This window comes from Delftia sp. Lp-1 (assembly GCF_020523835.1).
Taxonomy (GTDB): Bacteria; Pseudomonadota; Gammaproteobacteria; order Burkholderiales; family Burkholderiaceae_C; genus Comamonas; species Comamonas acidovorans.
The window spans coordinates 1,822,316-1,848,663 of sequence record NZ_JAJALJ010000001.1 but is presented as its reverse complement, the minus strand read 5'-3'; the positions used below and the strand labels follow the sequence as shown (position 1 = coordinate 1,848,663).

Sequence of the window (26,348 nt, the reverse complement as noted above, 5' to 3'; positions counted from 1 at the left end):
TCTTACCGTTCCTGCCTGCGGCCGTCCCAGGCCGAGCGCGGCACCATCACTTCGCCGCGCATCAGCAGGCGCGCCGTGCGCAGCAAGGCAGCCTTGGTCACCACCTCGGGGTGGGCCGGATCGCTGTCCAGCGTCACGCTGAATTCGCCCGTGGGATGCTCCACCGACACCGTGAGCGGGCCCGCGCCCTGCGTGAGCTGCGCCACGCCGTCGCACACGGTGCCCGGCATCTTCACGGCCGTGCCCACGGTGACGGCTGCCAGCACGCCGATGGCGTCATGGCAGACGTGGGGGATGAAGCTGCGCGTGGTCAGCGCGCCGCCATGCTGGGGCGGCGCGATCAGCGTCATCTTGGGGTAGTTCTTGGCCGAGACATCGCCCAGGCCCATGGTCCGGGAGATCTGCAGGCGCAGCGCCTCGATGCGGCGCTTGAGATCGGTGTCGGCGTTGAGCTCGGCCACGGTCTCCAGGCCGGTGGCGCCCACGTCGGCGGCCTTGAAGATCACCAGCGGCATGCCGTTGTCTATGCAGGTGACGTCAAGCGTGAAGTCTTCGAAACCCTCGCCCGTCACCGTGACCGTGTCCCGGGGCTTGCCCGTGGGCAGCAGGCCCGAGCAGACCGAGCCGGCCGTGTCCAGAAAGCTGATTTCGATGGGTGCCGAGCTGCCCGGCGCGCCGTCGATGCGGGCCGAGCCTTCGTACTCCACCTGGCCGCCGGGCGTCTGCACGGTGATGTCGGCCGCCATGCCGGTGTTCAGCGTCAGCACGCGGAAGGTGCTGGTCTCGCCGCGCGAGGAGACCATGCCGGTCTCCAGCGCAAAGGGAACCACGCCGGCCAGCATGTTGCCGCAGTTGGGCGTGGTGTCCACCGTGTCCTTGTCGGGCTGCAGCTGGGCGAAGAGGAATTCGAGGTCGATGCCTTCCTTGTCGGAGAGGCTGACGATGCCGACCTTGCTGGTCAGCGGATGCGCGCCACCCACGCCGTCGATCTGCCGCTTGTCGGGCGAGCCCATGGCCGCAAGCAGCACGCGGTCACGCGTGGGCAGGTCGGAGGGAAGATCGGTGGCCCGGAAGAAGGGGCCCTTGGAAGTACCGCCCCGCATCAGCAGGCAGGGAATGGCCGTTTGCATGGCTGTCTCTATCAGTATGGGTATGACAGCTATTGTGAGCATGGCGCGGGCCAGGCACCACTGAGCAAGCCCGCTAGCAGCTATAGCAAACCGGCATAGCTCAGTGCCAGGCTTGCGCTGCGGGTTGCGGCGCCCGTGCGCCGCAACTGCTTGATACAACTTATTTTTGTGCGGTGCCGCTCAATCGCGGCCATGGCCCCGGCCGCGATCATGGCCATGCCCGGGGCCACGGTGGTCATCACCACGCCCGCCATGGCGATCGTGGCGGTCGTCACGGTCCCAGCGGCGGTCATCGCGGCGGTGTTCCCATTCGCGGTGGCGGCGCTCCTCGCGCCAGCGCGGATCGGGACGCGGCGGCCCGGCATGCCAGTGCGGCGGCGGGTTGCGCAGGAAGTACACCGGGCGGCCGCAGGCACCGTAGCGGGCGCAGTGCTTGCCCCAGTGCTTGGCGTGGCCCGGGGGCACCCACATGTAGACAGGCGGCGGAGCCATGGGGGCCGGCGCAATGATCACGGGGCGCTGGTACAGCAGCGCTGGCGGCGGCGCGTTGCCGATGTCCACGGTGCCGTAGACGCCCGGTGCCAGCTGGCCCGAGACCGAGCCGCTGATGTAGGTCTGCGCCTGGGCCGCAAGGGCCGAGCAGGCCAGCGCAAAGGCGGCCGCGGCGCGCAAGGTGGTTCGCAAGGTGAGCAGGGCCATGTTCTTTTGAAGTGGGTGAAACAGGAAAGGCCCCGTTTCTACCAAGCGCGCGGGGCCGCGTGGGCCGCTGCGCCTGAAAAGGTGTAAGAACCCGTTCAGGCCAGCGCCCGTTCCTGTTCAACGCGCCAGGGCTGCCTGCGGTGCACAGCAGACCGCAATGGTCCGCTTTCTGGCCTGCACGCGCTCAGTCCAGCTTGAGCCGGGAATCCTTCACCACCTTCTGCCATTTGGCGATCTCGGCGCGGCGGAATGTCTCCAGTTCGGCCGGCGAGGAGCCTATGGGCTCGGCGCCTATGCCAGCGAGCCGCTCCACGATGGCAGGCTCGCGCAGCACCTTGGCCAGCACCGTGGACAGCCGGTTCACGATGGCGGGCGGCGTGCCGGCCGGCGCAAAGATGGCGTTCCATTCATAGGTCTCGTAGCCGGGCACGCCCGACTCGGCAATGGTCGGCAGCTCGGGCGCGGCCTTGGAGCGCTCCAGCCCGCCCACGGCCACCGCGCGCAGCTTGCCGGTCTTCACGTGCTGCCAGGCCGAGCCCATGCTGGCAAACATCAGCGGCACCTGGCCCGACATCACATCCATCATGGCCGGGCCGCCGCCCTTGTAGGCCACATGGTGCAGCTGCGTCCTGGCCAGCAGGTTGAACAGCTCGCCCGCCAGGTGCTGGGCCGAGCCCGGGCCTGCGGACGCAAAGTACAGATGCCCGCCCCCTTCGGAGCGGCCGGCCTGGATCAGGTCCTGCACGCTCTTGATGGGCGACGAAGGAGCAACCACCAGCACATTGGGCACGCGCAGCAGCAGCGAGACCGGCGCGAAGGCCTTGAGCGTGTCGAACTGCATGCGCGCGTGGATGGCGGGGTTCTGCGCGTGGTTGGAGGCATCGAGCATCAGCGTGTAGCCGTCGGGCTGGGCCTTGGCCACCTGGGCACCGCCGATCATGCCGCCTGCCCCGCCCCGGTTCTCGATCACCACGGGCTGGCCCAGCTCGGCAGACAGCCTGGGGCCGATCAGGCGCGCCACCACATCGACGGTGCCGCCCGGCGGATAGGTCACGACCAGGGTGACGGGGCGCTCGGGGTAGTTGGCCGCTGCAGCCGCTGCGGCCGGCGCGGCCATGCCGGCAACGGCCGAAAGCAGGCCTGCTGCCGCCCACAGGCTGGCGGTGCGTCTGGACAGGGAATTCATGGTGTGTCTCCTTGGTTTGGCATGTCGTTTTGGAATCGGAACAGTTCGAAGGCGGTGCGGCCCAGCACGGCCTGCAGGGGGCCGGCATCGTCCAGCCAGTCCTGCAGCCAGCGCACGGCCGCCGGATAGCTGGCCTGGCCGGCGTGCTGCGTGTGCGGCCAGTCGCTGCCCCAGAGCAACCGCCCGGCCGTGAAGGCCTGCAGCAATTGCGCGGTGGCCTGCCGGCCCGAGGCGGCGCAGCCGGCGGCCTGCCAGATGCGGTAGGGCGCGGACAGCTTGACCCACACACGGCCGCTGTCGGCCTGCTGCAGCAGATAGCCAAAGCCCGGGTCGCGCACGCCCAGGGCCGGGTCAGGACGCCCGAAGTGGTCAACCACCACGCGGCAGTCGGCCGCCAGCAAGGCGGGCAGCAGGTCCGGCAGGCGCTCGGCCTGCAGGTGCAGCTCCACATGCCAGCCCAGGGTATTGGCATGCTCCAGCACGCGGCGCCAACCGGGCGCATTCAGATCGGGCAAAGGCAGGCCGATCAGGTTCAGGCGCATGCCCACCACGCCGGCATCGGCCAGGGCCTGCAGTTGTTCATCGCCCGTGCTCTCATCCACCACGGCCACGCCGCGCAGGCGCTGAGGCTGGGCGCGCAGCGCCTGGAGCAGGTAGCTGTTGTCCGTGCCCAGAAAGCTGGGCTGCACCAGCACGCCATGGGCCAGGCCGTGCGTGTCCAGGTGGTGCAGATAGGTGCCCAGGAGCGCGTCCTCTTCGGGCGCGTAGCGGCGCGCATCCGGCATGGGCAGGCCACGCTCGAAGACATGGGCGTGGGTATCGACGCTGGACGCAATGGCGAACCGGGGCACGGCAGACACGGGCAGAACTCCTTGTGGGTTGCGCCACGCAAGACGCGGCGCGGGGGCATGGGGCCGGATTCTAGGAACGGTGGGTATATATTTCCATTCTTCAAAATGGATTTATTCATACCGGATCAATATGGAAACCCGGCATCTGCGCTACTTTCTCGCGGTGGTGGACCAGGGCAGCGTCAGCCGCGCAGCCGACTGGCTGGGCATTGCACAGCCGGCCCTGAGCCAGACCCTGGCCCGCATGGAAAAAGACCTGGGCGTGCAGCTGTTCCAGCGCTCACGCCAGGGCGCCCTGCCCACCCCGGCCGCCCTGGCCATGCTGGACGATGTGCGCACCAGCGTGGCCCGCATTGACGCAGCCGCCAGCCGCGCGCGCGAGATCGCCAAGGGCAGTGCGGGCCAGTTGACCGTGGGCCTGGTGTCCTCGGCGCTTTTCGGCACCCTGCCCCGCGCCCTGCGCGCGTTGCGGCAGCAGGCGCCCGGCGTGCGCGTCATCCTGCGCGAGATGAGCAATGCCGAGCAGGCCGAGGCCCTGCAGACCGGCGCCATCGACATCGGCCTCATGCACACGCCCGTGGCCGTGGGCGGGCGCATGCGCGAGCGCCAGCTGCTGCGCGAGCGCCTGGTGGCCGCCGTGCCCGATGAATTCCAGATCGGCGAGGACGGCCGGGTCAGCCTGGCCCAGATCGCCGAGGCCGGGCTGGTGATGTACCCGCAGGCGCAATTGCCCGTGCTGCATGCCGGCATCCTCGACGCGCTGCGCAAGGCCGGGCACGAGGCCCATGTGGCGCAGGAAGCCAACCGCACCCTCACCGTGCTGGCCTGCGTGGCCGGTGGCTGCGGCGTGGCTCTTCTGCCCAGCTGGATACGCTCCATGGACTTTCGCGGCGTGCGCTTTTGCGAGGTGCGTGACGGCCAGGCCCTGCCCAGCCTGGACCTCAGCGCCATCTGGCCCGCACGCTCCACGCCCACGCTGGCCGACCTGTTCGCGCACCTGGATCTGGGCGAAGACTGAGCTCTTCCTAGCCCGCTGCGACCATGTGCAGCCCGGCACTGCCCGGCACCACCGAGCGCGGCCCGGCGCCAGTGCAAGAAGCGGGATGCACGCCCGCCTGCGCCGCACTACAAACCGCTTTCCCTCATTCACGGAAAGAAAAGGTGCGAGATGCAGCCATCGCCACAGCAACTCCACGGAAAAGTCGCCCTCATCACGGGCGCCAGCTCAGGCATAGGCCGCGAAGCCGCCAGGCTGTTTGCCCGCCACGGCGCCAGGCTGGTCCTCACGGCCCGCCGTCAGCCGGAACTGCAGACGCTGGTGGCGGAGATCGAGCACAACGGCGGCCAAGCCATCGCGCTGGCCGGCGACGTGCGGGACGAGCCGCTGGCACAGGCCCTGGTCGAGACCGCCACGGCGCGCTTTGGCGGCCTGGACATCGCCTTCAACAATGCCGGCATGACCGGCGATCCCTGTGCCCTGCCCGACCTGTCGCTGCAGGCCTGGCAGGACGCCATCGCCACCAACCTCACCAGTGCCTTTCTGGGCGCCAAGCACCAGATACCGGCCCTGCTGGCACGCGGCGGCGGATCGCTGATCTTCACCTCCACCTTCGTGGGCCATACGGCGGGCCTGCCCGGCATGGGCGCCTATGCCGCCAGCAAGGCCGGCCTCGTCGGCCTCACCCAGGTCATCGCCACCGAATACGGCCCCCGCGGCCTGCGCGCCAACGCCCTGCTGCCCGGGGGCACCGACACTCCCATGGGCCGCGCCAGCACCCCCACGCCCGAGGCGCGCGCCTTCGTTGAAAACCTGCACGCGCTCAAGCGCCTCGCCACGCCCGCAGAAATCGCGGCGGCGGCGCTGTTTCTGGCGTCGGACGCATCCAGCTTCATCACGGGGACAGCCATGGTGGTCGATGGTGGCGTGTCCATCAACCGGACTTGAACGAGACCCCTGGCCGGCATGCCCAGGCCAGGGGCCGCAGCGCCTGGACCGCATCTGTCCCATGCGGCTTACCGGTACGTCCTGGCCATGCCTGCCCGTGCAACTTCAGGGCCGTCGCTGCAATGGCGGCCCGGCTTGATTTACTGCTCCAGCTGCCGGGCGTGGATGTTTTGCGGATCGCCTGCGCCGGCCTTTTCAGGAGGATAGAAAGGAATAGATTCATCCCCGGGCAATGCGCTGTGCGAGGCATGCTCGAAGAAGAAGAAGAAGAAGTAGATGCCTTCGTGCTGCATCCACCGCGGGACAAGGTCGCAATCGCTTTCGTTGAATTGAGCGCAGCAGTCCCCGCTGCGATAGCCGCGCGTGAGTTTCTTTCGCAGCGGATGGCCATAGACGCCCAATACCTGCTCGATGATGTCGGGCACGGTCTGGTTCTGGAGGATGCGAAAGTCGCTCCTGCGCTTGGCCAGCCACAGCCAGGGGCTCAGGCGGGCCTTGCAGGCGTAGCCGCGGTGGACCTGGCCCTGCATGCCCAAACGGGTGACGATGCCGTCGATGTAGCGCATTGCGCCGCCCTGGATTTGTATTTCTATGGTGGTGCTTTACCCAACAGGGCCTTGGCGAAGATGCTTTCGCTGAGCATTTCCCAATCGAGGCTGAAAGGCCAGCTGATTTTTTTCCGGCCACGCAATTCGCGAAAATCCACTTCATCGCCCAATGGCCTGTGGATCGCGACTCGGCATGTCATTGTGCAAACCACCCTGGGTGGCAGTTCCGGGGCGGCCTCCTTTCCCCTTTCAAGGAAACGGATCATGGACAAACGAAGCGCATTGAGGCAATCTACCCGTATTGGCAATACACTGTCCATGTAAGTAATTGCATCTCACCTTGGGCCAGCACCACCTCTTGCAGCCCTGACGGTAAGCACCACACTCATTCTCATTTCAAGCACTCTTCAATCAATAGATCAATTACATCCCATTACAGCATTGTTGACGGCTATGACATTTAACCAGCGCATAAGGTCCATCGAATGCTCACCACATATACTCGCGAAAACTGGCAAGAATGGAGCGTCTGATGTCTGTCAAATGGGATTTCTTCTCCTTGGGGCAGAGATCCATTGCACACACTGCATCTCCATGCTTGTCGGACCCGCAGGTAAACACAGTGTAAATTTCAGCTGTGAGCGCTCGTGAGCACTGATTAATCGCGTCGAGATTGTTATAGTAAATAACGGAACCACCATGACTAGACACACTCAGCCCATCGTGGAGCGCTTGTTCAGGCCTATGGAACGCTCGACCCGTCAACGCAGTTCGATACGCACGGTCATGGAAGAGGCTGGACGCCCCCTGCTTCCGGCCGAGATCCTCGGAGCAGCGCAGCGCGAGGTGCCAGCCATCGGGCTGGCCACGGTGTACCGCAACATCAAGCAGCTGATGGAAGCGGGCGAAGTGCAGGCCGTGGACCTGCCCGGCGAGGCCACGCGCTACGAACTCAGCGGCCGCGCCCACCACCACCATTTCCGCTGCATGAGCTGCAACCGCGTGTTCAACGTGCCCGGCTGTCCGGGCGACATGCAGCGCATCGCCCCCGAAGGCTTTGTGGTGGAGCGCCATGAGATGACGCTGTACGGCGTCTGCAGCGACTGCCACCAGAACGTGCAATAACAGGGAGTCGCCCGCCTCAGGCTCAGCCTCGGGCCCACGGATCCAAGAAGATGACAGCCATGGTGCAGGCCCTGCCTGAACCATGGCTGTTTCCTTTTTCACCCGCCCTTGGCCTCAGCGCCTGCCCGGCCGCACGCGGCCTGCGGCAACACCGCCGGTCAGCAAGGCCAGCGCAGCCACCAACCACAGCATTGCCGTCTGCCCCCAGGCCTGCCGCGCAGGCCGCGGGCTGGCCGTGAAGACGGGCTGGGCTGCAAAATCCTGCGCACCGAATGTGCGGTCCTCAAACAGATAGGGATAGAGGAAGGCGCGCAGGCGCGCGTGAAAGGCGGTGATGTCGTCCTGATAGGCCAGTTGCGCCAGCAGGTCGGTGCCGGCCTGGCGGTGCAGCGCAGCCTGCACGCCCACGCCGGGCAGCAGCCAGCCCAGGCGCCCGGTCCAGGCCTGGCGTGCCTGCAGGCCGGCGCGGTAGGCGGCGAACTGGGATGCGACACTTTCGTCGCCGAGCTGCTGGAAGGCGTAGTACCACTTCCAGTGAAAGCCCGCAGGCAGCGGCGCGGTGTCGCGCCATTCGGGGTGGTTGCGGAAAAAGCGCTCCATGGTCTGCTCGCGCGGCTGGTCCCAGGCGCCATGCACGGTCTGGCGCTGGGCCAGCATCAGCTCCACGCCCTGGCTCACGGGGATGGCACGCGACAGCGCGGCATTGGCCAGCGTGGGCAGCACCAGGGTCAGCACGGCCCAGCAGCCCATGAGGGCCATGGCATTGGCGACCGAGCTGCCGCCCAGCGCGGCAACCACCAGGCACAGGCCGCTCCAGAAAACCACATAGGCCGTGGCGGACAGCAGCACCGTGGCAAGGGCGCCCGCCGCTGCCCCGCCGGCCAGTGCGCCTGCCAGGGCAGGCAGCGCCACGCAGGCCAGCACCAGCACGGAACGCAGTCCCGCACGGCGCAGCCACAGCCGCCGCCCGGTGCCAGGCATGGCCTGCAGCATGCCCAGGCGGCCCGATTCGCGCTCGCCCGAGACCAGGTCGTAGAGCAGCGCGATCAGGAACAGCGGCACCAGGTAGACCAGCACAAAGGCGAAGTCGAAGCGGCCCGCCAGCGCCAGCTCCGGGTTGAAGCTTTCGCCTTCATGCAGCTGTGCCTGCAACGCCAGGGCGCGCACGCGCAGCACATAGGGCGCGGCATCGCGCAGGCCCAGGGCAAGAAAGGCCGTGGACGATGGCGCATCCCATGTGGCGTGAAAGCCGTAATAGGCCACCGAGCCTGCGTCGCCGGACTGGGCATGCCGGCTTGCCTGGGCCGCCATGTCCTGCTGCTGCAGTTGCGCAAGGCGGTCCAGTGTCAGGCGTTGCGAGGCGATCTCGCGCAGGCCAGACAGCACGGCCAGCGTGGACAGCAGCAACAGCAAGGCCAGGGCACACAGCGCCAGGCGCGAGCGCGTCAGAAGACGCCATTCATGCAGGAGCCAGCTCATCGCGCCACCCTCCCCAGCCGTTGCGTGGCCAGCAGCAAGGCCACTACCAGTGCAGCCAGCCATGCCAGCAGCACATAGGCGGCAGGCGCCGCGCGACGCAGGGCCGCCGGCGGTGGATCGGGCTCATGGTGGAAATCGGAGACGCCGCGCCAGTGCTCGTGGCCGATGCGGTTGTCGCGGCTCGATCGGTCGCCCGCATAGCTGAGCTTGTCCACCTGCAGGCGGTTGAGGGCCTGCACCATGCGGTAGCGATGCTGCTCGGCCTGCTCCAGAAAGCGTCGGTAGCCTTGCAGGTCGGTCCCGGCCACGGCCATGGACAGGCGGCGCAGCGCGATCACAGGGCTGATCAGGGCAAATGCGTCAGCCCGGCGCAGTTGCTCGGCCTGCAGATCGAAGCTGGCCTCGGCATGGCGCCTGAAGAGTTCACTGGTCAGCCGCTCGCCTTCCATGCCGACCAGGCCCTTGTAGTTGACGGGCAGATCCTCGACGCGCGAGACACCGTACTGCGCCAGCACCCTGGCGCGGAAAGCGGCGAAATAGGGATCGTCGGGATTGTGGCTGTCGCCCAGCGCCGCCAGCTCGCGCGCGGTGGCGATGTCGGTCTCGAAGCGCGTGGGCAGCGCCAGGGCAGATCCCACCAGCTCAGGCACCAGACGGGGCAGCAGCACCACGGCGATGGCCCAGGCCGCCAGCAGGGCCAGCAAGGCATCGCGCCCGCGCCGCATGAAGGCCGAGACAGCGACGATGCCCACCGCCCAAAGCATCAGCCACAGCACATGGCCTGCCGCCAGCGTGGCCACCAGGCTGATGGGCACCGGCGTGGCCACGGCCATCCAGGCCAGGGCCAGCAGGGCCGGCAGCAGCACCAGGGCCGCCACGCCCGCCAGCGCCAGCAGCTTGCCGGCCACGAACTGCCGCGTGCCCACGCCCTGGGCCAGCAGCACGCGCAGGGTGCCGGCCTCGCGCTCGCGTGCAATGCAGGCATGGCCCATGAAAATCAGCAGTAGCGGCGCCAGCACCTGCAGCACAAAGGCCGGCGTGAGCTGGCCGAACCGCAGCAGCAGCGAGGACTGGCGCACATCGCCGAAGTTGGCGCTGTTCTGGCGGTGGCCCTCCAGAAACAGCGTGTGGCCGGTGTAGGCGTCGATGCCCGCATCAAAGGCCGCCAGCGGATTGAGCGGGCGGAACACGAAGTGGCCGTAATGCACCATGCGGTGCGGATGGCGGTCGGGCTGGGCTTCGAACTCGCTGTCCACCTGGGACTGGTGGCGCTCGCGCTGGGCCTGGGCCGCGCTGCGCTGGTCCCAGGCGGTGAAGGCGGCAGCGGCGCTGAGCAGCAGCCACAGCGCCATCCCCAGCACGGCCACGCGGTCGCGCAGCAGCAGGCGCCATTCCTCGCGCGCAATGGTCCAGGCCGCGCTCATGCAGCCGCTCCCTGCGTGTCGGCTTCAATGTGCGTGTGCGTGTGCGTGTGCGTGTGCGCGTCCGTGTCCGTGCCCGTGTGCGTACCCACCCCTGCATAGTGGCGGTGCAGTGCGCGCACATCGAAGCGCTCCTCGCCGCTGGCCGCCACTTCCTCGACCAGGCGCCCGCCTGCGATGAAGCCCATGCGGTCGGCCACGTCGGCGGCCCCCAGCAGGTCGTGCGTGACCATGAGAATGGCCACACCCTGGCCGCGCAACTGCATGAGCAGCCGGCTGAACTCGGCCGTGGCCTGTGGGTCCAGGCCCGAGGTGGGTTCGTCCAGCAGCAGCGCCGGCACCCTGCGCGCCAGCGCCAGCGCAATCGCCACTTTCTGGCGCATGCCCTTGGAAAAGCCGGAGACGCGCCGGTCGTGCGCGGCGGCGTCCAGCCCTGCGGCAGACAGCGCCTGGCCGATGGCGCCGGCCGTGGCCGGCTGGCCCGCCAGCTCCAGCAGGTAGGCCACGTTCTCGCGCGCACTCAGGTGCTCGTACAGCGCCACGTTCTCGGGGATATAGGCGATCAGGGCACGCGCCTGCGCAGGCGCCGTCACCGGGTCCACGCCCTGCACGCGCACCTGTCCGCTGCGCGGCCGCACAAAGCCCAGCAGCAGGCTCAGCGTGGTGGTCTTGCCCGCGCCGTTGGCGCCCAGCAGCGCATAGATCTCGCCCGCATGCACGGCCAGGTCCAGACCCTGGAGGATGGTGCGCTCGCCATAGTCCACCACGGCGCCCAGCGCTTGGAGCACGGGCGTGGAGGCAGAAGTGGGGTTGGAAGAAACAGGAAGGGATGAATGCATGGCGGGGCTCAGAACTTTGCTTGAAGGCCTACGGTGACGGTGCGGGCCGTGCCCGGCGTCACCCACAGCCGGCTGTACGAGCTGGTGTAGTAGGTCTTGTCAAAGAGGTTGTCCACGTCCAGCGTCAGGCGCAGCGTGGGGCTGATGCGCCAGTAGGCAACCAGCTTGGCCGTGGTGTAGCTGGGCAACTCGAAGGCGGCCTTGCCGGCATTGGCCTCGGCCTGCGTGCGGGCCTGGCCCAGGCGCTTGCCCATGTGGGTGATGCCGCCGCCGATGCCATAGCGCTGGCCGTTGGAGAAGGCGTTTTCATAGACGGCCAGCACGCTGCCGTTGACCTTGGGCACGTTGAGCAGGCGCCCGCCCACCTCCAGCGTGTTGTCGCGCGAGATCTCCACATCGTTGAGCACCAGGCTCGCATTCAGGCGCCAGCGCTGCGTGACCTGGCCGGCGAAGTCGAACTCCAGGCCCCGGCTGCGGATCTCGCCGGCCGAGACCGAGTAGCCGGCGTTGCCCGGGTCGGCCGTCAGCACATTGCGCTTGCGGATGTCGAACAGCGCAGCCGTGGCACCCATGCGCTGGTCGGCGCTTTCCCACTTGGCGCCCAGCTCCATCGAACGGCCGGATTCTGGGCTGAAGCCCGCACCGGCCACATCGATGCCCACGTTGGGCCGGAACGAGCGGCCCGCGTTGGCATAGAAGGTCCATTGCGGCACCGGCAGCCAGCTCAGGCCCAGGCGCGGAGAGGTCGAGGTCGGGTCCTGCTGCGTGGTCGCCCCCGTGCGGCGGTTGTGCAGCGACTGGTCGTAGCGGTCCATGCGCAGGCCGGCCACCACACGCCATTGGGGCGAGAGCTTGATGGCGTCCTGCAGGTAGAACGCCGTGTTGCGCTGCCGCTCGAAGGTGTCGGTATTGGCCGTGGGCACGGGGCGCGCACCGCCGTAGATGGGGTTGTAGATGTTGATGGCGTAGGGATTGGCCGCCGTCGGGTTGGCGCGCAGCATCAGCGTGTCCATCTCGAAGCGAAAGCTCTCCAGGCCCAGCAGCAGTTCGTGCTCGATGGCGCCCGTGCGCACGGTGCCCTGCAGTTCCGCCTGCACGGCGATGTCGTCGGACTGGTAGTCGCGAAAGCGCCGCTGGCGCGTGAGGTCGCCATTGGCCAGCAGCGCGTGCGGCTCGGTGGAAAAGCCGTTGATCGAGGTCTCGCGATAGGACAGGCCCAGGCGGCTGCGCCACTGCGCGTTCCACTCATGCGAGAGGATGAACTGGTGGGTGCGGTTTTCCACCGTCACATCGCCGTCGCCCGGCTCGCCCAGGAAGCGGCTGCGCGAGATGGCGCCCAGCCGGTCGCCCACGGCCACCACGCCGCGGTCCAGCGGCGTCTTGTGGCGCAGCAGCTCGCCCGAGTACTCCAGCACCGTATCGCGCCCCAGCTTCCAGGTGAAGGCCGGTGCGATCACCTGACGGCTGGCGCCTACGAAGTCACGGAAGCTGTCGCGGTCCTCCACGGCGATGTTGAGCCGGTAGGCAAAGTTCTCGCCCACCGGTCCCGTGGTGTCCAGCGCGCCACGCCGCAGGCCGTAGCTGCCTGCATAGGCTTCCACGGAATGCGAAGGCGTCCACAGTGGGCGCTTGGAGACCACGTTCAGCGTGCCGCCAGGCTCGCTGCTGCCGTAGAGCGCAGCGGCCGTGCCCTTGAGGAACTCGATGCGCTCCACGCCGGCCAGGTCACGTGGCGCATTGAAGCCGCGCCCCGAGGAAAAACCGTTGAACAGGGTGGCCATGCCCACGTTCTGGTCGCCGGGCAGACCGCGGATGACGATGTTGTCCCACAGCCCGCCAAAGTTGTTCTGGCGCGAGACGCCGCCCACGTAGTCCAGCACGTCGTCAAGCTTGGTGGCGCCCAGGTCGTCCATGGCCTGGCGCGTGATCACGCGCACCGACTGCGGCAGCTCGCGCAGCGGCAGGTCGGTCTTGGCACCGGCCGCCTCGTCGGTGTGATAGGCGCCCGAGGCCGTTCGGCCCACGACTTCCACGGCAGGCAGCAGCGCCTGCTCCTGCGCGGAAGCGGAAGCGGCGGCAGCGGGGCCGGGGCCGGAGGACGGATCCTGACCTTGGGCCAGCGCAGGCGTGGACAGGAAGGCGGCAGCGCTCAGGGCAAGCGGCAGCGGGCGAAGGCGGGGAAGCGGCTTCGCGGGGAAGAAGAAGGCAGTCATGGTGAAAACGGGCACAGGCGCATGCCGCCGGCATCCACAGCCGGCGCGCGCAAACACGGACATGCCGCCGGCACCAATGGGCGCTGGCGGCAGAGAAGGAAAAAAGTGCTTGCGGGTTCAGCGCGGCGGGTCGCGCGATGCAAAGGCCCAGCGGTTCTGCGAGGGGATGGCGCCGCCCACAGTGCGCGGCGGCACCCTCTCAGGCGGCGCGGCCACGGCCAGCGGCAGGCCGAAGTGCGGCAGCCAGGCCGCCGCATGCGGTGCATGGCCCATGCACCATGCGCAGACGGCTTCGGCGGCTTCGACGACTTCAGCCTTTTCGCCAGCCTGGCCGCGTTGGCCGGCCTGGCCGGCCAGCGCATCATCTTCGCAGCCGTTGAGGCCTGCAAAAGCCTGGGCAGGCCCGGCCACCGCCTGCCGGATATGCGTTGCGCCGTGCAGGGGCATGCCAATGGCCGTGTTGAAGAACACGGCCAGCAATAGCAGGCGCAAAACAAGCAGACGCATAGGACGGCGATCTTACTATTGACAGTTAAATATCATTAACAACCCGCCGCCATTTTCTGCACAGGGCCGGGACAGCAGCGCGGGAATATGCCACCGGCATGTGACAGGCCGATTGGCGATTTTCAGCCTTGCGCCTATTTATCTGCCGGTCCCACGCCCCGGAAGAACATGTCGCAGATCTGGTCTGCCACCTTCTCCAGCGAGCCCTTGCGGGGGTTGAACCAGGACTGTATGGAGTTGATGCTGCCCAGGATCATGATGCGTGCCAGGTGGATGTCGGCGTCGGCCCGCAGGCGGCCTTCGGCACGCAGGTCTTCCAGCAGGCCGCTCCAGAATTTCTGGTGGCGCTCGCGGCGCTTGATCTGGCGCTCGCGCACCTTGTCGGGCAGTTGGCCCAGCAGCCGGCCGTGGGCCAGGGCGAAGTCGCCATGCTTTACCAGCCCCGCCATCTGGCCCAGCACGGCTGCGCGAAAGCGCTGCTCGGCCGTGGCGTCGGCGCCCAGGGCGGCAAGGCGCTCCTGCTGCTGGCTGATGATGCGGTTGCCGCCCTGCTCCATGACCTCGTCCACCAGTTCCTCCTTGGAGGCGAAGTGGTAGTAGATGCTGGCGGCCTCGATCCCGGACTGCTCGGCAATGTTGCGCATGGTGGTGGCAGAGTAGCCCTGCTCACCGAAGGTACGGGCGGCCAGCTTGAGAAGGGTCTCGCGGGTCTCGTTGCCGTCGTGGGCGCTGGTCTGCCTTCTTGCCATGTCTGCCAGGTGGTGGATCGTTGTAGTGCGGCGATCCTAACAGGCTGTTGGTAGCGCGCCAATCAAGCGTTCGGTGCCTTCCGCCCGCCGACTGCCGCATGGCCGGGCCGCGAAATCCGATTCAAGAATCACCCTTGAAACAACTGCAGGCTGCAATGGCTCCGGCAATCGGGAAGCCGATGCGCTTGTCCTGTATCGACAGAAGGCGCCGCCATTCACCATTCGAACAAGCGGTCTTTAACAATAAAAAAAACCTATCCTGCAAATCGATTATTCAAATGAAACCACAGGCATCAATCAATGCATTGAATAACTCGATCAAATCACATGTAATATATTTTATAAATCTCTTTTATGATTTGATTGATAAAATGCAAATGTTGATTGTTTTCCATACCCAAGGCGGAACTTTCGCGGCCAACGCTGCGCACTCCCCTGAAAAAGTCATGACAGCACGTCGTCTCCAGAGGAGGAAGCGCCAACCACAGTGCTCTGCAAATGTAACAACGGCACAACAGCTTTTGTAAAGTGCCGGTTATCCAGATTGCCCTGGATATAATGCGGATCGCCTTGGAATATGCCCAGGCATGAGAAGAAGGGCCCTACCCTCTATAGAGCGCCAACATCATCAGTATTTATACTTACGGTGAGTTCTTCATCCCCACTGCACATGCACCAGGATTGACCATTCTGCAAAGAGTCCTGGGTCCAGGCTCTTGCTGCGCAGTTTTCACACAAATAGCCGCACTTAGAAATTCTTCCATCAAGATGACTACATACCAAGAGCTGATTGCCCAGAAAAAATTGCTCGACCAGCAAATCGACGATGCCCGCAAGCTGGAGTCCAAAGCGGCCCTGGCATCAGTGCAGGAGCTGGTCCGTGAGTTCGGCTTCACGGCACAACAGGTCTTCCCCTGGAAGCCCGATGGCAAAAAGAGCGCTCCCGCCAAATACCAGGACCCCGAGTCCGGCAAGACCTGGACCGGCCGCGGCAAGCCGCCGAACTGGATCCTGGGCAAGGACCGCACCCTGTTCGAAATCAAGTGAGTCCCTGCCGCGCATGGGCCCGCCCGCACGGCGGCGCACATGCGCGGATGAGCGTCATGCAGGCACCACCGCCGTGACCTCGATCTCCACCTTGGCCCGGTCTTCCACCAGATCCGCCACCTCCACCGCCGTCATGGCCGGGAAATGCCGCCCGATCAGTTCGCGGTAGTGCTTTCCAATGGCCGGATAGGCCGCCACGTATTCCTGCTTGTCGGTCACATACCAGGTCATGCGCACGATGTGTTCGGGCCTGGCGCCGCCTTCGGCGAGGATGGCGACGATATTGGCCAGCGCCTGCCGCACCTGTTCCGCAAAGTCGTCCGACTCGAATTGCTGCTGGCCGTTCCAGCCAATCTGGCCGCCGACGAACACCAGCCGGGAGCCGACCGTCATCTCGGCAAGGATGCCATTGGCATAGCCTCGGGGCGCCAGCCAGTCCGGGGGTTGCAGAGTCTTCATTGCTTCATCCTGTTCTCGTTGAATCCATAAAACCGTCCTGCGGCACCAGATAGGCCTGCAGGCGCTCGCGCAGATCGGCCGGCAGTGGCGTGGCCTTCATGCTGCGCAAATCCATGGTGACGATCGTCATGCGCGCAGACAGCCGGCGTTGGCCGTCCGGCCCTTCGAAACGCACATCGAACTGGAACGATGCCCCGCCGATGCGGCGCACCTCCAATACCTGGCGCAGCGTGTCGTGCCAGCGGCTGGGCGCCGTGAAATCGCATTGCACCGACACCGTGGGCGTGCCCACCTGGCGCTGTACATGCAGGGTGTGAAAGGGCAGGCCCATTCCCCTGTCGAACCATTCCTCGACCAGGTCGTTGACCATCTCGAAATAGCGCGGGTAAAAGACGATGCCGGCCGGATCGCAATGGCGAAACAGCACCTGCACCTGGCTGACGAAGGCGGAGGCCATGGCGCGCGCTCACGGCATCTTGCGCAGCACGAATCGCTGCAGCTTGCCGGTCTCGGTGCGCGGCAGGGCCGGCACGAAGACAATGGCGCGCGGGTACTTGTAGGGCGCAATGCTGGCCTTGACGAAGGCCTGCAGTGTGGCGGCCATGTCGTCGCCGGCCGCAAAGCCGGGCTTGAGCACCACAAAGGCCTTGACCACCTGGCCGCGCTCGTCGTCTGCCGCGCCGATCACGCCGCATTCGGCCACGGCCTCGTGGCGCAGCAGCGCATCCTCCACCTCGGGGCCGGCGATGTTGTAGCCGGCCGAGATGATCATGTCGTCATTGCGCGCCTGATAGAACAGATAGCCGTCGGCGTCGCGCACAAAGGTGTCGCCGGGCAGGTTCCAGCCGTTTTGCACAAAGCGCTTCTGGCGCTCGTCGGCAAGATACCGGCAGCCGGTCGGCCCCTTGATGGCCAGGCGGCCGGGCGTGCCGTCGGGCACGGGCTGCATGTCGTCGTCCACCACCTGGGCCACGTAGCCGGGCACGACCTTGCCGATGGCGCCCGCGCGCACCTCCTCGGGCGGGCTGGACACGAAGACGTGGATGAGCTCGGTGCCGCCGATGCCGTCGATCATCTCGATGCCCGTGGCCTGCTTCCACAGCTGGCGCGTGGCGTCCGGCAGGGCCTCGCCCGCCGACACGCTTTTCCTGAGCGACGACAGATCGAAGCGCGCTGCCTGCGCCGCCATCTGCCGGTAGAAGGTGGGCGCGGTGAAGACGATGGTGGCGCGGAAATCCTGCACCAGCTGCAGCAGGCCCTCGGGCGTGAGCTTTTCGGCCAGCACGGTGCTGGCGCCCACGCGCAGCGGAAAGCACAGCAGCCCGCCCAGGCCAAAGGTGAAGGCCAGCGGCGGCGTGCCGCAGAAGATGTCGTCCGGGCCCGGCCGGATCACATGGCGCGGGAACAGGTCGCACATGGCCAGCACGTCGCGGTGGAAATGCATGCAGCCCTTGGGCGCGCCCGTGGTGCCGCTGGTGAAGGCGATCAGGCAGACATCGTCTGCCGATGTATCGCAGCAGGCGAAGGTGTCGGGCTTGGCTGCGGCCAGGGCGTCCAGCGCATCGGCTGCGCCGTCGTTGAAATACAGCACGCGCGAAAGGTCCGGGCAATGGTGTTCATGGCCGGGCTGCAGGCACAGCTGCACTTCGTCCTTGAGGCGCACATCGCACAGCACGGCCTGCACCTGGGCCTTGGCGATGATCTGCTGCAGCTCCTTGGCACGCAGCAGCGGCATGGTGGGCACCGTCACCAGCCCGGCCTTGATGGCGGCCAGCCAGGACGCGGCCATCATGGCGTTGTTGGGGCCGCGCAGCAGCAGCCGGTTGCCGGGCACCAGCTGCAGGTCTTCCACCAGCACATGGGCGATGCGGTTGGTCAGCGCCTGCAGTTCGGCATAGGTCATGGCGGCCTGGTCCGCGCCCTGCCTCCAGCGCAGGGCCACACGGCCGCCCTGGCCGCGCGCCACCATGGCATCGACCAGTTCGGCCGCGCAGTTCAGGCGTTCGGGATAGGCCACGTCCGGTCCGTCGAGCAGGAACTCGGGCCATTGGTCGGGCGGCGGCAGATTGTCCCGGGCGAAAGTATCGATGTGGGCGGAGGCTTGCATGCGATGTTCCCTGGCTTTGCGTTGAATGGGCAGCCTGCCGCTCAGGCCTTGAGCAGCTCGCGCGCGATGATGAGTTTCTGCACCTCGGTCGCGCCCTCGTAGATGCGCAGCGCGCGGATCTCGCGGTACAGCATCTCCACCGGCATGCCCGAGACCACGCCCGCCCCGCCGAACATCTGCAGCGCGCGGTCGATCACGGCCTGGGCCGATTCAGTGGCCGTCATCTTGGCCATGGCCGCCTCGCGCGTGGTGCGCGTCTTCTTCACATCGCGCATCCAGGCGGCGCGGTAGGTCAGCAGGGCCGATGCGTCGATGGCCGTGTCCATGTCGCCCAGCGCCGCCTGGGTCAGCTGAAGGTCGCCCAGGGTCTGGCCGAACATGCGGCGCGACTTGGCGCGTGCCAGGCCTTCATCCAGCGCGCGGCGCGCAAAGCCCAGTGCGGCGGCGGCCACCGAGGCGCGGAAGATGTCCAGCGTCATCATGGCCAGCTTGAAGCCCTGCCCCGGCTCGCCCAGGCGCTGCGACACGGGTATGCGGCAGTTGTCGAAGCGGATGGTGGCCAGCGGGTGCGGCGCGATCAGTTCGATGCGCTCGCCGATCGAAAAGCCCGGCGTGTCCGCATCGACCACGAAGGCGCTGATGCCTCGCGCGCCCGGTGCCTCGCCCGTGCGGGCGAACACGCAGTAGAAGTCGGCAATGCCGCCGTTGGAGATCCAGGTCTTGGCGCCATTGAGCACATAGTGGTCGCCTTCGAGCCGCGCCTCGCAGGCCATGGCAGCCACGTCGGAGCCGGCATCGGGCTCGGACAGCGCAAAGGCCGCAATGGCCTCGCCGCGCGCCACGCGCGGCAGGTAGCGCTGGCGCAGCGCATCCGACCCCATGAGCGATATCGCACCGCTGCCCAGGCCCTGCATGGCAAAGGCGAAGTCGGCCAGACCTTCATGGCGGGCCAGGGTCTCGCGCAGGATGCAGACCGCACGCGAGTCCACCTCGGGCAAGGCCCCGCCCCAGGCGCCGCCGGGGCCGGACGGCACGGCATAGCGCAGCCAGCCGGCCTGGCCCAGGGCCTTCACCAGTTGGCGGCAGGCCGCATCGGCATCGTGGTGGTCCACTTCGCCCAGGGATTGGGCGCACCAGGCGTCGGCCTCATGCGCCAGCGTGCGGTGGGCGTCGTCGAAGAAGGGCCAGTCCAGCCAGGAGGAATCACGCATTTTCAGTTTCCTTCGAAGACGGGCTTTTGCTTGGCCACGAAGGCCTCGTAGGCGCGGTGGAAGTCGCGCGTCTGCATGCAGATGGCCTGGGCCTCGGCTTCGGCCTCGATGGCCTCGTCCACGCCCATGTTCCATTCCTGGTGCAGCAGCTTCTTGGTCACGCCATGGGCAAAGGTGGGGCCGGCGGCCAGCTGGGCGGCCAGCGCATGGGCGGCTTCGCCGATCTGTTCGGCGTCGTGCAAGGCATTGAAGAAGCCCCAGGCAGCGCCCTCCTCGGCCGTCATGGCGCGGCCCGTGTACAGCAGCTCGGAGGCGCGGCCCTGACCGATCATGCGCGGCAGCAGCGTGCAGGCGCCCATGTCGGCACCGGCCAGGCCCACGCGGGTGAAGAGAAACGCCGTGCGCGCCGCGGGCGTGCCCAGGCGCATGTCGGCCGCCAGCGCGACCATGGCGCCCGCGCCCGCGCAGATACCGTCCACCGCCGCCACGATGGGCTGCGGGCAGGCGCGCATGGCCTTGATCAGATCGCCCGTCATGCGCGTGAAGTCCAGCAGCTCGGGCATGCTCATCTTGGTGAGCGGGCCGATGATCTCGTGCACATCGCCGCCCGAGCAGAAATTGCCGCCCGCGCCCGTGACCACCACGGCCTTGATGTCGGTGGCATAGACCAGGGCGCGGAACAGGTCGCGTAGCTCGGCGTAGGAGCCGAAGGTCAGCGGGTTCTTGCGCTCGGGCCGGTTCAGGGTGATGGTGCCGATCTTGCCGTCGGCCGATACCTGCCACACAAAGGTCCTGGCCTCGTAGCCGGCCAGGGGCCGCTTGTGGTGCTTCATGCTGTGTTCTTCGGGCTGGGTGCTCATGGTGTCTCCATCAAGAATTCAGAAAACGGGAGTGGACCGGGTTCAGCCGGTCATCACCTCGCCGCCGTCGACGGCAATGGACTGGCCGTTGACCGAGGCGGACGCCGGCAGGGCCAGCCAGGCCACGGTCTCGGCCACTTCCTCGGGCTGGACCAGGCGGCCCTGCGGGTTGCGTTCGGCCAGCCTGGCGCGGGCCTCATCCGCCGTCATGCCGGTCTTGTCCACGATGTTGGCCACGGCGCCGCGCACGATGTCGGTCTCGGTATAGCCGGGGCAGACGGCGTTCACCGTCACGCCCTTGCCTGCGGTCTCCAGCGCCAGCGAGCGCGTGAGGCCGATCACGCCATGCTTGGCCGCGCAATAGGCGCTGACATAGGCATAGCCGATCAGCCCTGCCGTGCTGGCCACATTGATGATGCGGCCCCAGCGCGCAGCCAGCATGCCCGGCAGCGCGGCCTGCATGCAGTGGAAGGTGCCTGTGAGGTTGACGGCCAGCATCGCCTGCCACAGTGCGGCATCGGTGCGCTCGAACTTCTGGCTGCTGGCCTGGCCCGCGTTGTTGACCAGCACCTGCACGGGGCCGAAGGCCGCCTCGGCCTGCGCGAAGGCCTGGCGCACCGAGTCCTCGTCGGCAATATCCGCCTGCACGGAGTGCACCATCTGTGCTGCCGGTGCCGTGCCGCCCAGCTCGCGTACGGCAGCCTCCAGCGCCGCACCATCGCGTCCCAGCAGCGTGACCCGCGCGCCGCGCGCCAGCAGCGCCCGCGCACAGGCCAGGCCTATGCCGCGCGCCCCGCCCGTCACCAGGGCATGGCGCCCTTCAAGAAGATTCAAAGATATGGTCATTTCAATCACCCGTGGCGATGCGAGCCACCCGCAACCTATGAAACCGGCGCGCCACACAGCGAGGGACGCCGAGGAAGGGCCTGGGCCGGCCGCGCCGCCCCGCACCGACGGTGTCGCCGGTGGCCCGTATGCCCCCCTCCCGCGAAGCGAGAGAGGGCGCCGTGCACACGGGGGAAGGCGCGAAGCGACTCAGGGGGTGTAGTTTCATTTCGCGTCCAACTGCGCCATGGTGGCGGCGCGTTCGAAGTTGGTTTCCAACTGGCGCTTGCCGGGCTGGTACTGGTTCGGCCAATCCACATCCTGCGCACCGAGTCTCGCAGCCTCGCGCAGCGTCCAGGCGGCATCGGCCAGGTGCGGACGCGCCAGCGCGCACAGGTCGGCCCGGCCCGAAGCGATGATGGCGTTGGCATGGTCGGCCTCGAAGATGGCGCCCACCGCAATGGTCGGTATGCCGGCCTCGTTGCGGACACGGTCAGCAAACGGCGTCTGGTACATGCGGCCGTACACCGGCTTCTGGTCGGGGCTGACCTGGCCCGAGGAGCAATCGATCATGTCGGCGCCCGCCGCCTTGAAGCGGCGCGCGATCTCCACCGCATCGTCGGGCGTGATGCCGCCCTCCACCCAGTCATGGGCCGAGATGCGCACCGACATGGGCCGGTCCTGCGGCCAGGCTGCGCGCACCGCCTCGAACACCTCCAGCGGAAAGCGCAGGCGGTTGTCCAGGCTGCCGCCATATTCGTCATCGCGCCGGTTGGTCAGCGGCGAGATGAAGCTGGACAGCAGATAGCCGTGGGCGCAGTGCAGCTCCAGCCAGTCAAAGCCCGCTGCCGCAGCGCGCCGCGTGGCGGCCACGAAGTCCTCGCGCACACGGTCCATGTCGGCGCGGGTCATGGCGGCGGGCACTTGCGAGAGTCCCTCGATATAGGGCAGGGCCGATGCCGACAGCAGCGGCCAGTTGCCCTGCTCCAGCGGATGGTCGATCTTTTGCCAGCCCAGCTGGGTGGATCCCTTGCGCCCCGCATGCCCCAGCTGCACGCCAATGTGCGCCCCGCCCTGCGCGTGCACGAAATCGACAATGCGCCCAAAGGCCTGCGCCTGCTCGTCGTTCCACAGCCCGGGGCAGCCGGGCGTGATGCGCGCGTCGGGCGAGGTGCAGGTCATCTCCACCATCACCAGGCCCGCGCCGCCCATGGCGCGCGCGCCCAGGTGCACCAGGTGGAAGTCGCCAGGCACGCCGTCGGTGCAGGAATACATGGCCATGGGCGAGACCACGATGCGGTTCTTCAGCCGCAGGCCGCGCGCCTGGTAGGGCGTGAGCATGGGCATGGGCGGGCGGCGGCCTTCGGGCACGGTCTCGCCCGCATGCTCGGCAATCCAGCGCTCGAAGCCCTGCAGCCAGGCGGCATCGCGCAGGCGCAGGTTCTCGTGCGAGATGCGCTGCGAGCGCGTCAGCAGCGAATAGGCGAACTGCTCCGGCTCCAGGCCCGCATAGCGCTGCACGTTCTCGAACCATTCCGTGGAATTGCGCGCCGCGTTCTGGATCTTGAGCACCTCCACGCTGCGCACCTCCTCGTAGTGGCGCAGGCCGGCCTCGATGCCCCCCGCAGACCGCAGGCTGCGCGCCAGCTCGATCGCATCCTCCAGCGCCAGCTTGGTGCCCGAGCCAATCGAGAAATGCGCCGTGTGCGCCGCATCGCCCATCAGCACCACCGGCACGCTGCGCGGGCCGCGCGGCGTGTCCAGCGCATTCCAGTGCACCCAGGTATTGCAGATCACGCGCGGAAAGCGGATCCAGATAGCCGAGCCGCGCAGGTGCGTGGCATTGCTGACCAGGGCATGGCCGTCCAGCCAGGGGGCGAACAGCTTCTCGCAATAAGCAATGCCCTCTTCCTGGCTCATCTGCTCTATGCCGGCGGCCTGCCAGGTCTCCTCGGGCGTCTCCACGATGAAGGTGGACATGCCGTCTTCATAGCGGTAGGCATGGGCCTGGAACCAGCCGTGCTCGGTCTGCACGAAGGCGAAGGTGAAGGCATCGAACACCTTGGTCGTGCCCAGCCACACGAAGCGGCAGCGGCGCTGGTCGATATCGGGCCGAAAGGTATCGGCATAGCGCGTGCGCACCTGGCTGTTGATGCCGTCCGAGGCGATGACCAGGTCTGCGTCGTACTCGCGCGCCATCGCCTGGTCGTCCTGCACGAAGTTCTCGAACACCAGCTTCACGCCCACGTCCTCGCAGCGCGCCTGCAGGATGTTGAGCAGCTTCTTGCGGCCTATGCCGATGAAGCCATGGCCGCTGCTGCGCAGGCTGCGGCCCTTGAAGTGGATGTCGATATCGTCCCAGTGGTTGAAGGCGTCACCAATCGTGCGGGCCGACACGGGGTCGGCCTCGCGCAGGTTGTCCATGGTGGCGTCCGAGAACACCACGCCCCAGCCAAAGGTGTCGTAGGGCCGGTTGCGCTCCACCACCGTGACCTCGTTGGCGGGGTCCTGCAGTTTCATCAGCAGGCCGAAGTACAGGCCGGCGGGACCTCCACCGATACAGACGATCTTCATACCGCAAACCCTTTTCTCGCAGGGCGACGGCACAGGACGCCCCAGGTTCAGAATCCAGGCCCAACAACTTTAAGCCTGAATAGTTTAGGTTTGAAATATATAGACGAAACGCCGGCACGAACCTAGGGAGAACACGCATGAGCCCCTCGACAGCCGCTACGATGCCGGATCGCCAGGAGGATCTCCCTTGGAAAAATACCGGTTCAATGTCTTCGGCCGCATCATCGCCATCGAACGCGCGCAGGCCCAGTGGCGCTGCTTCAACGTCGGCGCCGACGGCAAGCGCGCGCCCGCCCTGCTGGCCATTCCCTGCGATGTCACCCACGCCGAACTGGCGCAGTACCTCTACGACATCTACCACGAGAGCGCGGCCGCATCGGACCAGGACATCTTCGAGATCACCCCCGGCACCACCATCCCCTCACCCAGGAGTTCCTCTTGACCCAGCAAACCGAAGTCCGCGAACTGAAGCCGGGCCTCAGCCCCTTTCCCGCCGCCGCCGACATCTTCGTGGCCGACCAGCCCTGGCTGGCCGAGCACCTGCTGCCGCTGATCTCCATCGACCTGGGCCTGGTGCGGCCCGAACTGGCCAGCACCGTGGTCCACATGCTGTGCCCCGTCGAGCCCTTCGAGGGCTGCATCGGCGATGAGACCGAAGCCCACCACAACGCCTTCACCGCCCCCAACTGGTTTGCGCTGGAGCTGACGCCCGACAACCGCTACCGCTTCCTGGGCAACGAAGGCTTCTTCCAGCGCGCGCCGCAGCATGGCGGCCAGTTCACCAAGGATGCCTTCGCCTGCGAGCACACTGACGAAATGCTGGCCAGCCACGCCAAGGCCAGTGCCTACTACGCCGAGCATGGGCGCCTGGCCAGCTACTCGCGCTACGGCAAGGGCGAGCCCATGGAGCACGACTACCTGGACAGCCTGGGCGGCGGCATCTGGTACGGCAACTGGACCGGCCACCCGCCCATTCCCCCGGCCTTCCAGCTGGACGAAGCGGAAAACGCCGGCATGGGCGATGAACTGGAAGACGACGGCATCCGCATCACCCGCGACGGCAAGCCCTTCTTCCACGTGGCCAACGTGGCCGGCTACAACTGGTGCGCCACGGGCGCGGACAGCATCCTGCTGTTCTACGAGCCGGAAAGCCGCACGGTGCTGTTCACGTTCGACTGGACCTGAGCCGGCCGAGCAGCGCCGCTCAGACGCGGCCCTGCTCGGGCGTGACGATCAGATGCGCCAGCAGCGGCCGGATGCGATCGTCCTGGTAGTAGCCACCGTATTCCGTGTAGCGCAGAAAGGCGGCATTGCAATGGTGGCAGCGCCAGAGCGTGCAGCGGTTGTACGGGTGCCAGCCCAGGGCGATGGGAGCATCCGGCGACCACTGGTTCGTGCCCTGGGGGTGGTATTCATCAAGCAATTCCCGTGTCTCCGGCGTGCCCAGCGCACAAACCTGCTGCAGATGCGAAGTCTTGTCCACTCCCGACAAGGACTCCCAGCCCGGCCTCCACAGCACAGCGCAGTCCGTGCATCGCTGCTGCTCGGCCGCCGCCGCGGCGAAGGCTCTCAATTCGGGTTCGGGAAGGGGGGTTGAAGTTGTCATGGAACGGTGCCTTGGTTTCCATGGATTGTCCGGCAGGTTTGGGGGCGGGCCTGGCAGGGTTTCATATTCCGGGGCAAAGCGCTGCAGCGGGTGCTGCCCGTCTCAACGTCAAAATATTGGCCCTGGAATCTCAGGCGCTGCTCAGGCCGGCTGCCCTGGTCCTGCTCCACCCAGTGCTGGGTCAAGGTATTGCCCATGCGTACCGTCTGCAGCACGGCGGGGTAGTCAATGCTGGCCGTAGCGCCCCAGGCCTTGTAGCTGGCGGCCCAGACGATATGGCCATCTGCGTTGGTCAGTTCCCGGGGTGTGCCCAGGTGGTCCGTATGCACGTGCAAGGTCTGGCTTTGCAGCGCCTTAGGGGGAGCTTCCTGCGGCACCACGCCCTTCAGGCGCGATTGCAGTTTGCGCTGCAGCGGCAGGACCTTGGTGTTCCAGACCTTGTCGTCATTGCGCGCTTCGTGCAGGGCCTGCTGCACAAAGGGGTTGCCCAGGGCCTTGTCGCGCGCCTGCTGGTCCTTGTTCCAGAGGCTTTGCACCTGGGCCAGCGGCACAAAGCTGTCGGGCTCATAAAGGTAGAGCCTGTGGCTTGTCGTGTCCCTGCCGTCCTTGTGCTGCAGGGCGTGTTCGGCCAGCAGGCGGTTGCCGTCCCACAGGAAGTGGGTGACGGCGTGGCGTGCGAGCTTTTTCTGGACTGCAGAGGCGTGGCGTTCCTGCCATTTGGCTATGCGCCGGCCAAAGGGATCATAGGCATAGCGCCAGTGCGCCTGCTCACCTTGGCGCTGGTTCTGGTTTTCCGTGTGGACGGCAATGAGCTGGTGCTCCGCATCCCAGGTGTAGTGCTGTATCTGGTGCTTGCCGCTGCGTTTGTCGGTGCAGTTGCCCCAGGTGTCGTACTCGTAGCGGTGCTCTTGCCAGACCTTGAGCCGGTTGCCCGCCACACGATCCCATTGCGCAGGGTCGGCGCTGG

27 protein-coding genes are annotated in these 26,348 nt (G+C 67.0%); 7 read left to right on the top strand and 20 right to left on the bottom strand.

Going from position 1 to position 26,348, the window contains the following annotated elements; all coding sequences use genetic code 11:
* Positions 1–2 precede the first annotated feature (2 nt).
* The 4 genes from LGR64_RS08170 to LGR64_RS08155 all read right to left on the bottom strand — a co-directional run bounded on the left by LGR64_RS08170 (position 3) and on the right by LGR64_RS08155 (position 3,875).
* A complete protein-coding gene (locus LGR64_RS08170) occupies positions 3–1,130 on the bottom strand; it encodes a 4-oxalomesaconate tautomerase (protein WP_230355222.1) in 1,128 nt (375 codons plus the stop codon).
* Positions 1,131–1,310: 180 nt separating this feature from the next.
* Complete coding sequence (locus LGR64_RS08165; protein ID WP_034395652.1) at positions 1,311–1,829, bottom strand: hypothetical protein; 519 nt, start codon at positions 1,827–1,829, stop codon at positions 1,311–1,313.
* A gap of 184 nt (positions 1,830–2,013) precedes the next feature.
* Positions 2,014–3,015 carry a tripartite tricarboxylate transporter substrate binding protein gene (locus tag LGR64_RS08160; protein ID WP_230355221.1) on the bottom strand — a complete coding sequence of 334 codons (1,002 nt, stop codon included), beginning with the start codon at positions 3,013–3,015 and terminating at the stop codon, positions 2,014–2,016.
* Positions 3,012–3,875 (bottom strand): amidohydrolase family protein, encoded by an 864-nt coding sequence (locus LGR64_RS08155; protein ID WP_230355220.1) that lies wholly within the window; start codon positions 3,873–3,875, stop codon positions 3,012–3,014. Before LGR64_RS08155 ends, LGR64_RS08160 begins: the two co-directional genes overlap by 4 nt.
* 121 nt (positions 3,876–3,996) lie before the next feature.
* Here LGR64_RS08155 and LGR64_RS08150 point away from each other — a divergent pair, with 121 nt between their 5' ends.
* Positions 3,997–4,884 carry a LysR family transcriptional regulator gene (locus tag LGR64_RS08150; protein WP_230355219.1) on the top strand — a complete coding sequence of 296 codons (888 nt, stop codon included), beginning with the start codon at positions 3,997–3,999 and terminating at the stop codon, positions 4,882–4,884.
* Between the two features lie 150 nt (positions 4,885–5,034).
* On the top strand, positions 5,035–5,811 hold the full coding sequence (locus LGR64_RS08145; RefSeq protein ID WP_230355218.1) for an SDR family oxidoreductase: 777 nt from the start codon (positions 5,035–5,037) through the stop codon (positions 5,809–5,811).
* Positions 5,812–5,951: 140 nt separating this feature from the next.
* Here LGR64_RS08145 and LGR64_RS08140 read toward each other — a convergent pair whose 3' ends face one another.
* A complete protein-coding gene (locus LGR64_RS08140) occupies positions 5,952–6,377 on the bottom strand; it encodes a phage late control D family protein (RefSeq protein WP_230355217.1) in 426 nt (141 codons plus the stop codon).
* Positions 6,378–7,058: 681 nt separating this feature from the next.
* On the opposite strand from LGR64_RS08140, the gene LGR64_RS08135 reads away from it, so the two are divergent.
* Positions 7,059–7,484 carry a Fur family transcriptional regulator gene (locus LGR64_RS08135; RefSeq protein WP_012206260.1) on the top strand — a complete coding sequence of 142 codons (426 nt, stop codon included), beginning with the start codon at positions 7,059–7,061 and terminating at the stop codon, positions 7,482–7,484.
* A 114-nt stretch (positions 7,485–7,598) separates the two neighbouring features.
* Here LGR64_RS08135 and LGR64_RS08130 read toward each other — a convergent pair whose 3' ends face one another.
* The 6 genes from LGR64_RS08130 to LGR64_RS08105 all read right to left on the bottom strand — a co-directional run bounded on the left by LGR64_RS08130 (position 7,599) and on the right by LGR64_RS08105 (position 14,692).
* Positions 7,599–8,963 carry a DUF3526 domain-containing protein gene (locus tag LGR64_RS08130; RefSeq protein WP_230355216.1) on the bottom strand — a complete coding sequence of 455 codons (1,365 nt, stop codon included), beginning with the start codon at positions 8,961–8,963 and terminating at the stop codon, positions 7,599–7,601.
* Positions 8,960–10,387, bottom strand: a complete 1,428-nt coding sequence (locus tag LGR64_RS08125; protein ID WP_230355215.1) for an ABC transporter permease — start codon at positions 10,385–10,387, stop codon at positions 8,960–8,962. The genes LGR64_RS08130 and LGR64_RS08125 overlap by 4 nt, the downstream gene beginning before the upstream one ends.
* On the bottom strand, positions 10,384–11,223 hold the full coding sequence (locus LGR64_RS08120; protein ID WP_230355214.1) for an ABC transporter ATP-binding protein: 840 nt from the start codon (positions 11,221–11,223) through the stop codon (positions 10,384–10,386). The genes LGR64_RS08125 and LGR64_RS08120 overlap by 4 nt, the downstream gene beginning before the upstream one ends.
* Positions 11,224–11,231: 8 nt before the next feature.
* Complete coding sequence (locus LGR64_RS08115) at positions 11,232–13,436, bottom strand: TonB-dependent siderophore receptor (RefSeq protein WP_230355213.1); 2,205 nt, start codon at positions 13,434–13,436, stop codon at positions 11,232–11,234.
* A gap of 117 nt (positions 13,437–13,553) precedes the next feature.
* A complete protein-coding gene (locus tag LGR64_RS08110; RefSeq protein WP_230355212.1) occupies positions 13,554–13,943 on the bottom strand; it encodes a DUF2946 family protein in 390 nt (129 codons plus the stop codon).
* Positions 13,944–14,077: 134 nt separating this feature from the next.
* Positions 14,078–14,692 (bottom strand): TetR/AcrR family transcriptional regulator, encoded by a 615-nt coding sequence (locus LGR64_RS08105; RefSeq protein WP_012206266.1) that lies wholly within the window; start codon positions 14,690–14,692, stop codon positions 14,078–14,080.
* Positions 14,693–14,826: 134 nt separating this feature from the next.
* Between LGR64_RS08105 and LGR64_RS08100 the strand changes: the two genes are divergently transcribed.
* Positions 14,827–15,219 carry a hypothetical protein gene (locus LGR64_RS08100; protein ID WP_230355211.1) on the top strand — a complete coding sequence of 131 codons (393 nt, stop codon included), beginning with the start codon at positions 14,827–14,829 and terminating at the stop codon, positions 15,217–15,219.
* A gap of 241 nt (positions 15,220–15,460) precedes the next feature.
* Positions 15,461–15,739, top strand: a complete 279-nt coding sequence (locus LGR64_RS08095) for an H-NS histone family protein (protein ID WP_012206267.1) — start codon at positions 15,461–15,463, stop codon at positions 15,737–15,739.
* Positions 15,740–15,793: 54 nt separating this feature from the next.
* Here the strand turns inward: LGR64_RS08095 and LGR64_RS08090 are convergent, their stop codons facing one another.
* The 7 genes from LGR64_RS08090 to LGR64_RS08060 all read right to left on the bottom strand — a co-directional run bounded on the left by LGR64_RS08090 (position 15,794) and on the right by LGR64_RS08060 (position 23,775).
* Positions 15,794–16,198, bottom strand: a complete 405-nt coding sequence (locus tag LGR64_RS08090; protein WP_097201994.1) for a RidA family protein — start codon at positions 16,196–16,198, stop codon at positions 15,794–15,796.
* A 4-nt stretch (positions 16,199–16,202) separates the two neighbouring features.
* On the bottom strand, positions 16,203–16,655 hold the full coding sequence (locus LGR64_RS08085; RefSeq protein ID WP_013801801.1) for an acyl-CoA thioesterase: 453 nt from the start codon (positions 16,653–16,655) through the stop codon (positions 16,203–16,205).
* Between the two features lie 9 nt (positions 16,656–16,664).
* Positions 16,665–18,305: an AMP-binding protein gene (locus tag LGR64_RS08080; protein ID WP_216294431.1), complete on the bottom strand. Its 1,641-nt coding sequence runs from the start codon at positions 18,303–18,305 to the stop codon at positions 16,665–16,667.
* A gap of 41 nt (positions 18,306–18,346) precedes the next feature.
* Positions 18,347–19,516: an acyl-CoA dehydrogenase family protein gene (locus tag LGR64_RS08075; RefSeq protein ID WP_230355210.1), complete on the bottom strand. Its 1,170-nt coding sequence runs from the start codon at positions 19,514–19,516 to the stop codon at positions 18,347–18,349.
* Positions 19,517–19,518: 2 nt separating this feature from the next.
* Positions 19,519–20,376, bottom strand: a complete 858-nt coding sequence (locus tag LGR64_RS08070; protein ID WP_097201990.1) for an enoyl-CoA hydratase family protein — start codon at positions 20,374–20,376, stop codon at positions 19,519–19,521.
* 42 nt (positions 20,377–20,418) lie between these two features.
* A complete protein-coding gene (locus tag LGR64_RS08065; RefSeq protein ID WP_230355209.1) occupies positions 20,419–21,222 on the bottom strand; it encodes an SDR family NAD(P)-dependent oxidoreductase in 804 nt (267 codons plus the stop codon).
* Positions 21,223–21,426: 204 nt separating this feature from the next.
* Positions 21,427–23,775, bottom strand: coding sequence for a bifunctional salicylyl-CoA 5-hydroxylase/oxidoreductase (locus tag LGR64_RS08060; protein WP_230355208.1), 2,349 nt, complete (start codon positions 23,773–23,775; stop codon positions 21,427–21,429).
* Positions 23,776–23,962: 187 nt separating this feature from the next.
* Here LGR64_RS08060 and LGR64_RS08055 point away from each other — a divergent pair, with 187 nt between their 5' ends.
* Together LGR64_RS08055 and LGR64_RS08050 are read left to right on the top strand one after the other, a co-directional pair.
* Positions 23,963–24,217, top strand: coding sequence for a DUF7661 family protein (locus tag LGR64_RS08055; protein ID WP_017407498.1), 255 nt, complete (start codon positions 23,963–23,965; stop codon positions 24,215–24,217).
* Entirely contained in the window at positions 24,214–24,960 is a 747-nt protein-coding gene (locus LGR64_RS08050) for an enolase (RefSeq protein ID WP_230355207.1), read from the top strand. Before LGR64_RS08055 ends, LGR64_RS08050 begins: the two co-directional genes overlap by 4 nt.
* Before the next feature lie 19 nt (positions 24,961–24,979).
* Here the strand turns inward: LGR64_RS08050 and LGR64_RS08045 are convergent, their stop codons facing one another.
* Both LGR64_RS08045 and LGR64_RS28615 read right to left on the bottom strand, forming a co-directional pair.
* Complete coding sequence (locus LGR64_RS08045; RefSeq protein ID WP_230355206.1) at positions 24,980–25,381, bottom strand: hypothetical protein; 402 nt, start codon at positions 25,379–25,381, stop codon at positions 24,980–24,982.
* Complete coding sequence (locus LGR64_RS28615) at positions 25,378–26,319, bottom strand: RHS domain-containing protein (RefSeq protein WP_185750919.1); 942 nt, start codon at positions 26,317–26,319, stop codon at positions 25,378–25,380. Before LGR64_RS28615 ends, LGR64_RS08045 begins: the two co-directional genes overlap by 4 nt.
* Positions 26,320–26,348 lie beyond the last annotated feature (29 nt).

Excerpts from the sequence above, each read along its gene's own strand:
- LGR64_RS08130 (WP_230355216.1), bottom strand. The coding sequence starts at position 8,963 with ATGAGCTGGCTCCTGCATGAATGGCGTCTTCTGACGCGCTCGCGCCTG.
- LGR64_RS08135 (WP_012206260.1), top strand. The coding sequence starts at position 7,059 with ATGACTAGACACACTCAGCCCATCGTGGAGCGCTTGTTCAGGCCTATG.
- LGR64_RS08150 (WP_230355219.1), top strand. The coding sequence starts at position 3,997 with ATGGAAACCCGGCATCTGCGCTACTTTCTCGCGGTGGTGGACCAGGGC.
- LGR64_RS08165 (WP_034395652.1), bottom strand. The coding sequence starts at position 1,829 with ATGGCCCTGCTCACCTTGCGAACCACCTTGCGCGCCGCGGCCGCCTTT.
- LGR64_RS08045 (WP_230355206.1), bottom strand. The coding sequence starts at position 25,381 with ATGACAACTTCAACCCCCCTTCCCGAACCCGAATTGAGAGCCTTCGCC.
- LGR64_RS08105 (WP_012206266.1), bottom strand. The coding sequence starts at position 14,692 with ATGGCAAGAAGGCAGACCAGCGCCCACGACGGCAACGAGACCCGCGAG.
- LGR64_RS08160 (WP_230355221.1), bottom strand. The coding sequence starts at position 3,015 with ATGAATTCCCTGTCCAGACGCACCGCCAGCCTGTGGGCGGCAGCAGGC.
- LGR64_RS08120 (WP_230355214.1), bottom strand. The coding sequence starts at position 11,223 with ATGCATTCATCCCTTCCTGTTTCTTCCAACCCCACTTCTGCCTCCACG.
- LGR64_RS08145 (WP_230355218.1), top strand. The coding sequence starts at position 5,035 with ATGCAGCCATCGCCACAGCAACTCCACGGAAAAGTCGCCCTCATCACG.
- LGR64_RS08080 (WP_216294431.1), bottom strand. The coding sequence starts at position 18,305 with ATGCAAGCCTCCGCCCACATCGATACTTTCGCCCGGGACAATCTGCCG.
- LGR64_RS08170 (WP_230355222.1), bottom strand. The coding sequence starts at position 1,130 with ATGCAAACGGCCATTCCCTGCCTGCTGATGCGGGGCGGTACTTCCAAG.
- LGR64_RS08070 (WP_097201990.1), bottom strand. The coding sequence starts at position 20,376 with ATGAGCACCCAGCCCGAAGAACACAGCATGAAGCACCACAAGCGGCCC.
- LGR64_RS08075 (WP_230355210.1), bottom strand. The coding sequence starts at position 19,516 with ATGCGTGATTCCTCCTGGCTGGACTGGCCCTTCTTCGACGACGCCCAC.
- LGR64_RS08090 (WP_097201994.1), bottom strand. The coding sequence starts at position 16,198 with ATGAAGACTCTGCAACCCCCGGACTGGCTGGCGCCCCGAGGCTATGCC.
- LGR64_RS08085 (WP_013801801.1), bottom strand. The coding sequence starts at position 16,655 with ATGGCCTCCGCCTTCGTCAGCCAGGTGCAGGTGCTGTTTCGCCATTGC.
- LGR64_RS08065 (WP_230355209.1), bottom strand. The coding sequence starts at position 21,222 with ATGACCATATCTTTGAATCTTCTTGAAGGGCGCCATGCCCTGGTGACG.
- LGR64_RS08140 (WP_230355217.1), bottom strand. The coding sequence starts at position 6,377 with ATGCGCTACATCGACGGCATCGTCACCCGTTTGGGCATGCAGGGCCAG.
- LGR64_RS08060 (WP_230355208.1), bottom strand. The coding sequence starts at position 23,775 with ATGAAGATCGTCTGTATCGGTGGAGGTCCCGCCGGCCTGTACTTCGGC.
- LGR64_RS08110 (WP_230355212.1), bottom strand. The coding sequence starts at position 13,943 with ATGCGTCTGCTTGTTTTGCGCCTGCTATTGCTGGCCGTGTTCTTCAAC.
- LGR64_RS08095 (WP_012206267.1), top strand. The coding sequence starts at position 15,461 with ATGACTACATACCAAGAGCTGATTGCCCAGAAAAAATTGCTCGACCAG.
- LGR64_RS08115 (WP_230355213.1), bottom strand. The coding sequence starts at position 13,436 with ATGACTGCCTTCTTCTTCCCCGCGAAGCCGCTTCCCCGCCTTCGCCCG.
- LGR64_RS08125 (WP_230355215.1), bottom strand. The coding sequence starts at position 10,387 with ATGAGCGCGGCCTGGACCATTGCGCGCGAGGAATGGCGCCTGCTGCTG.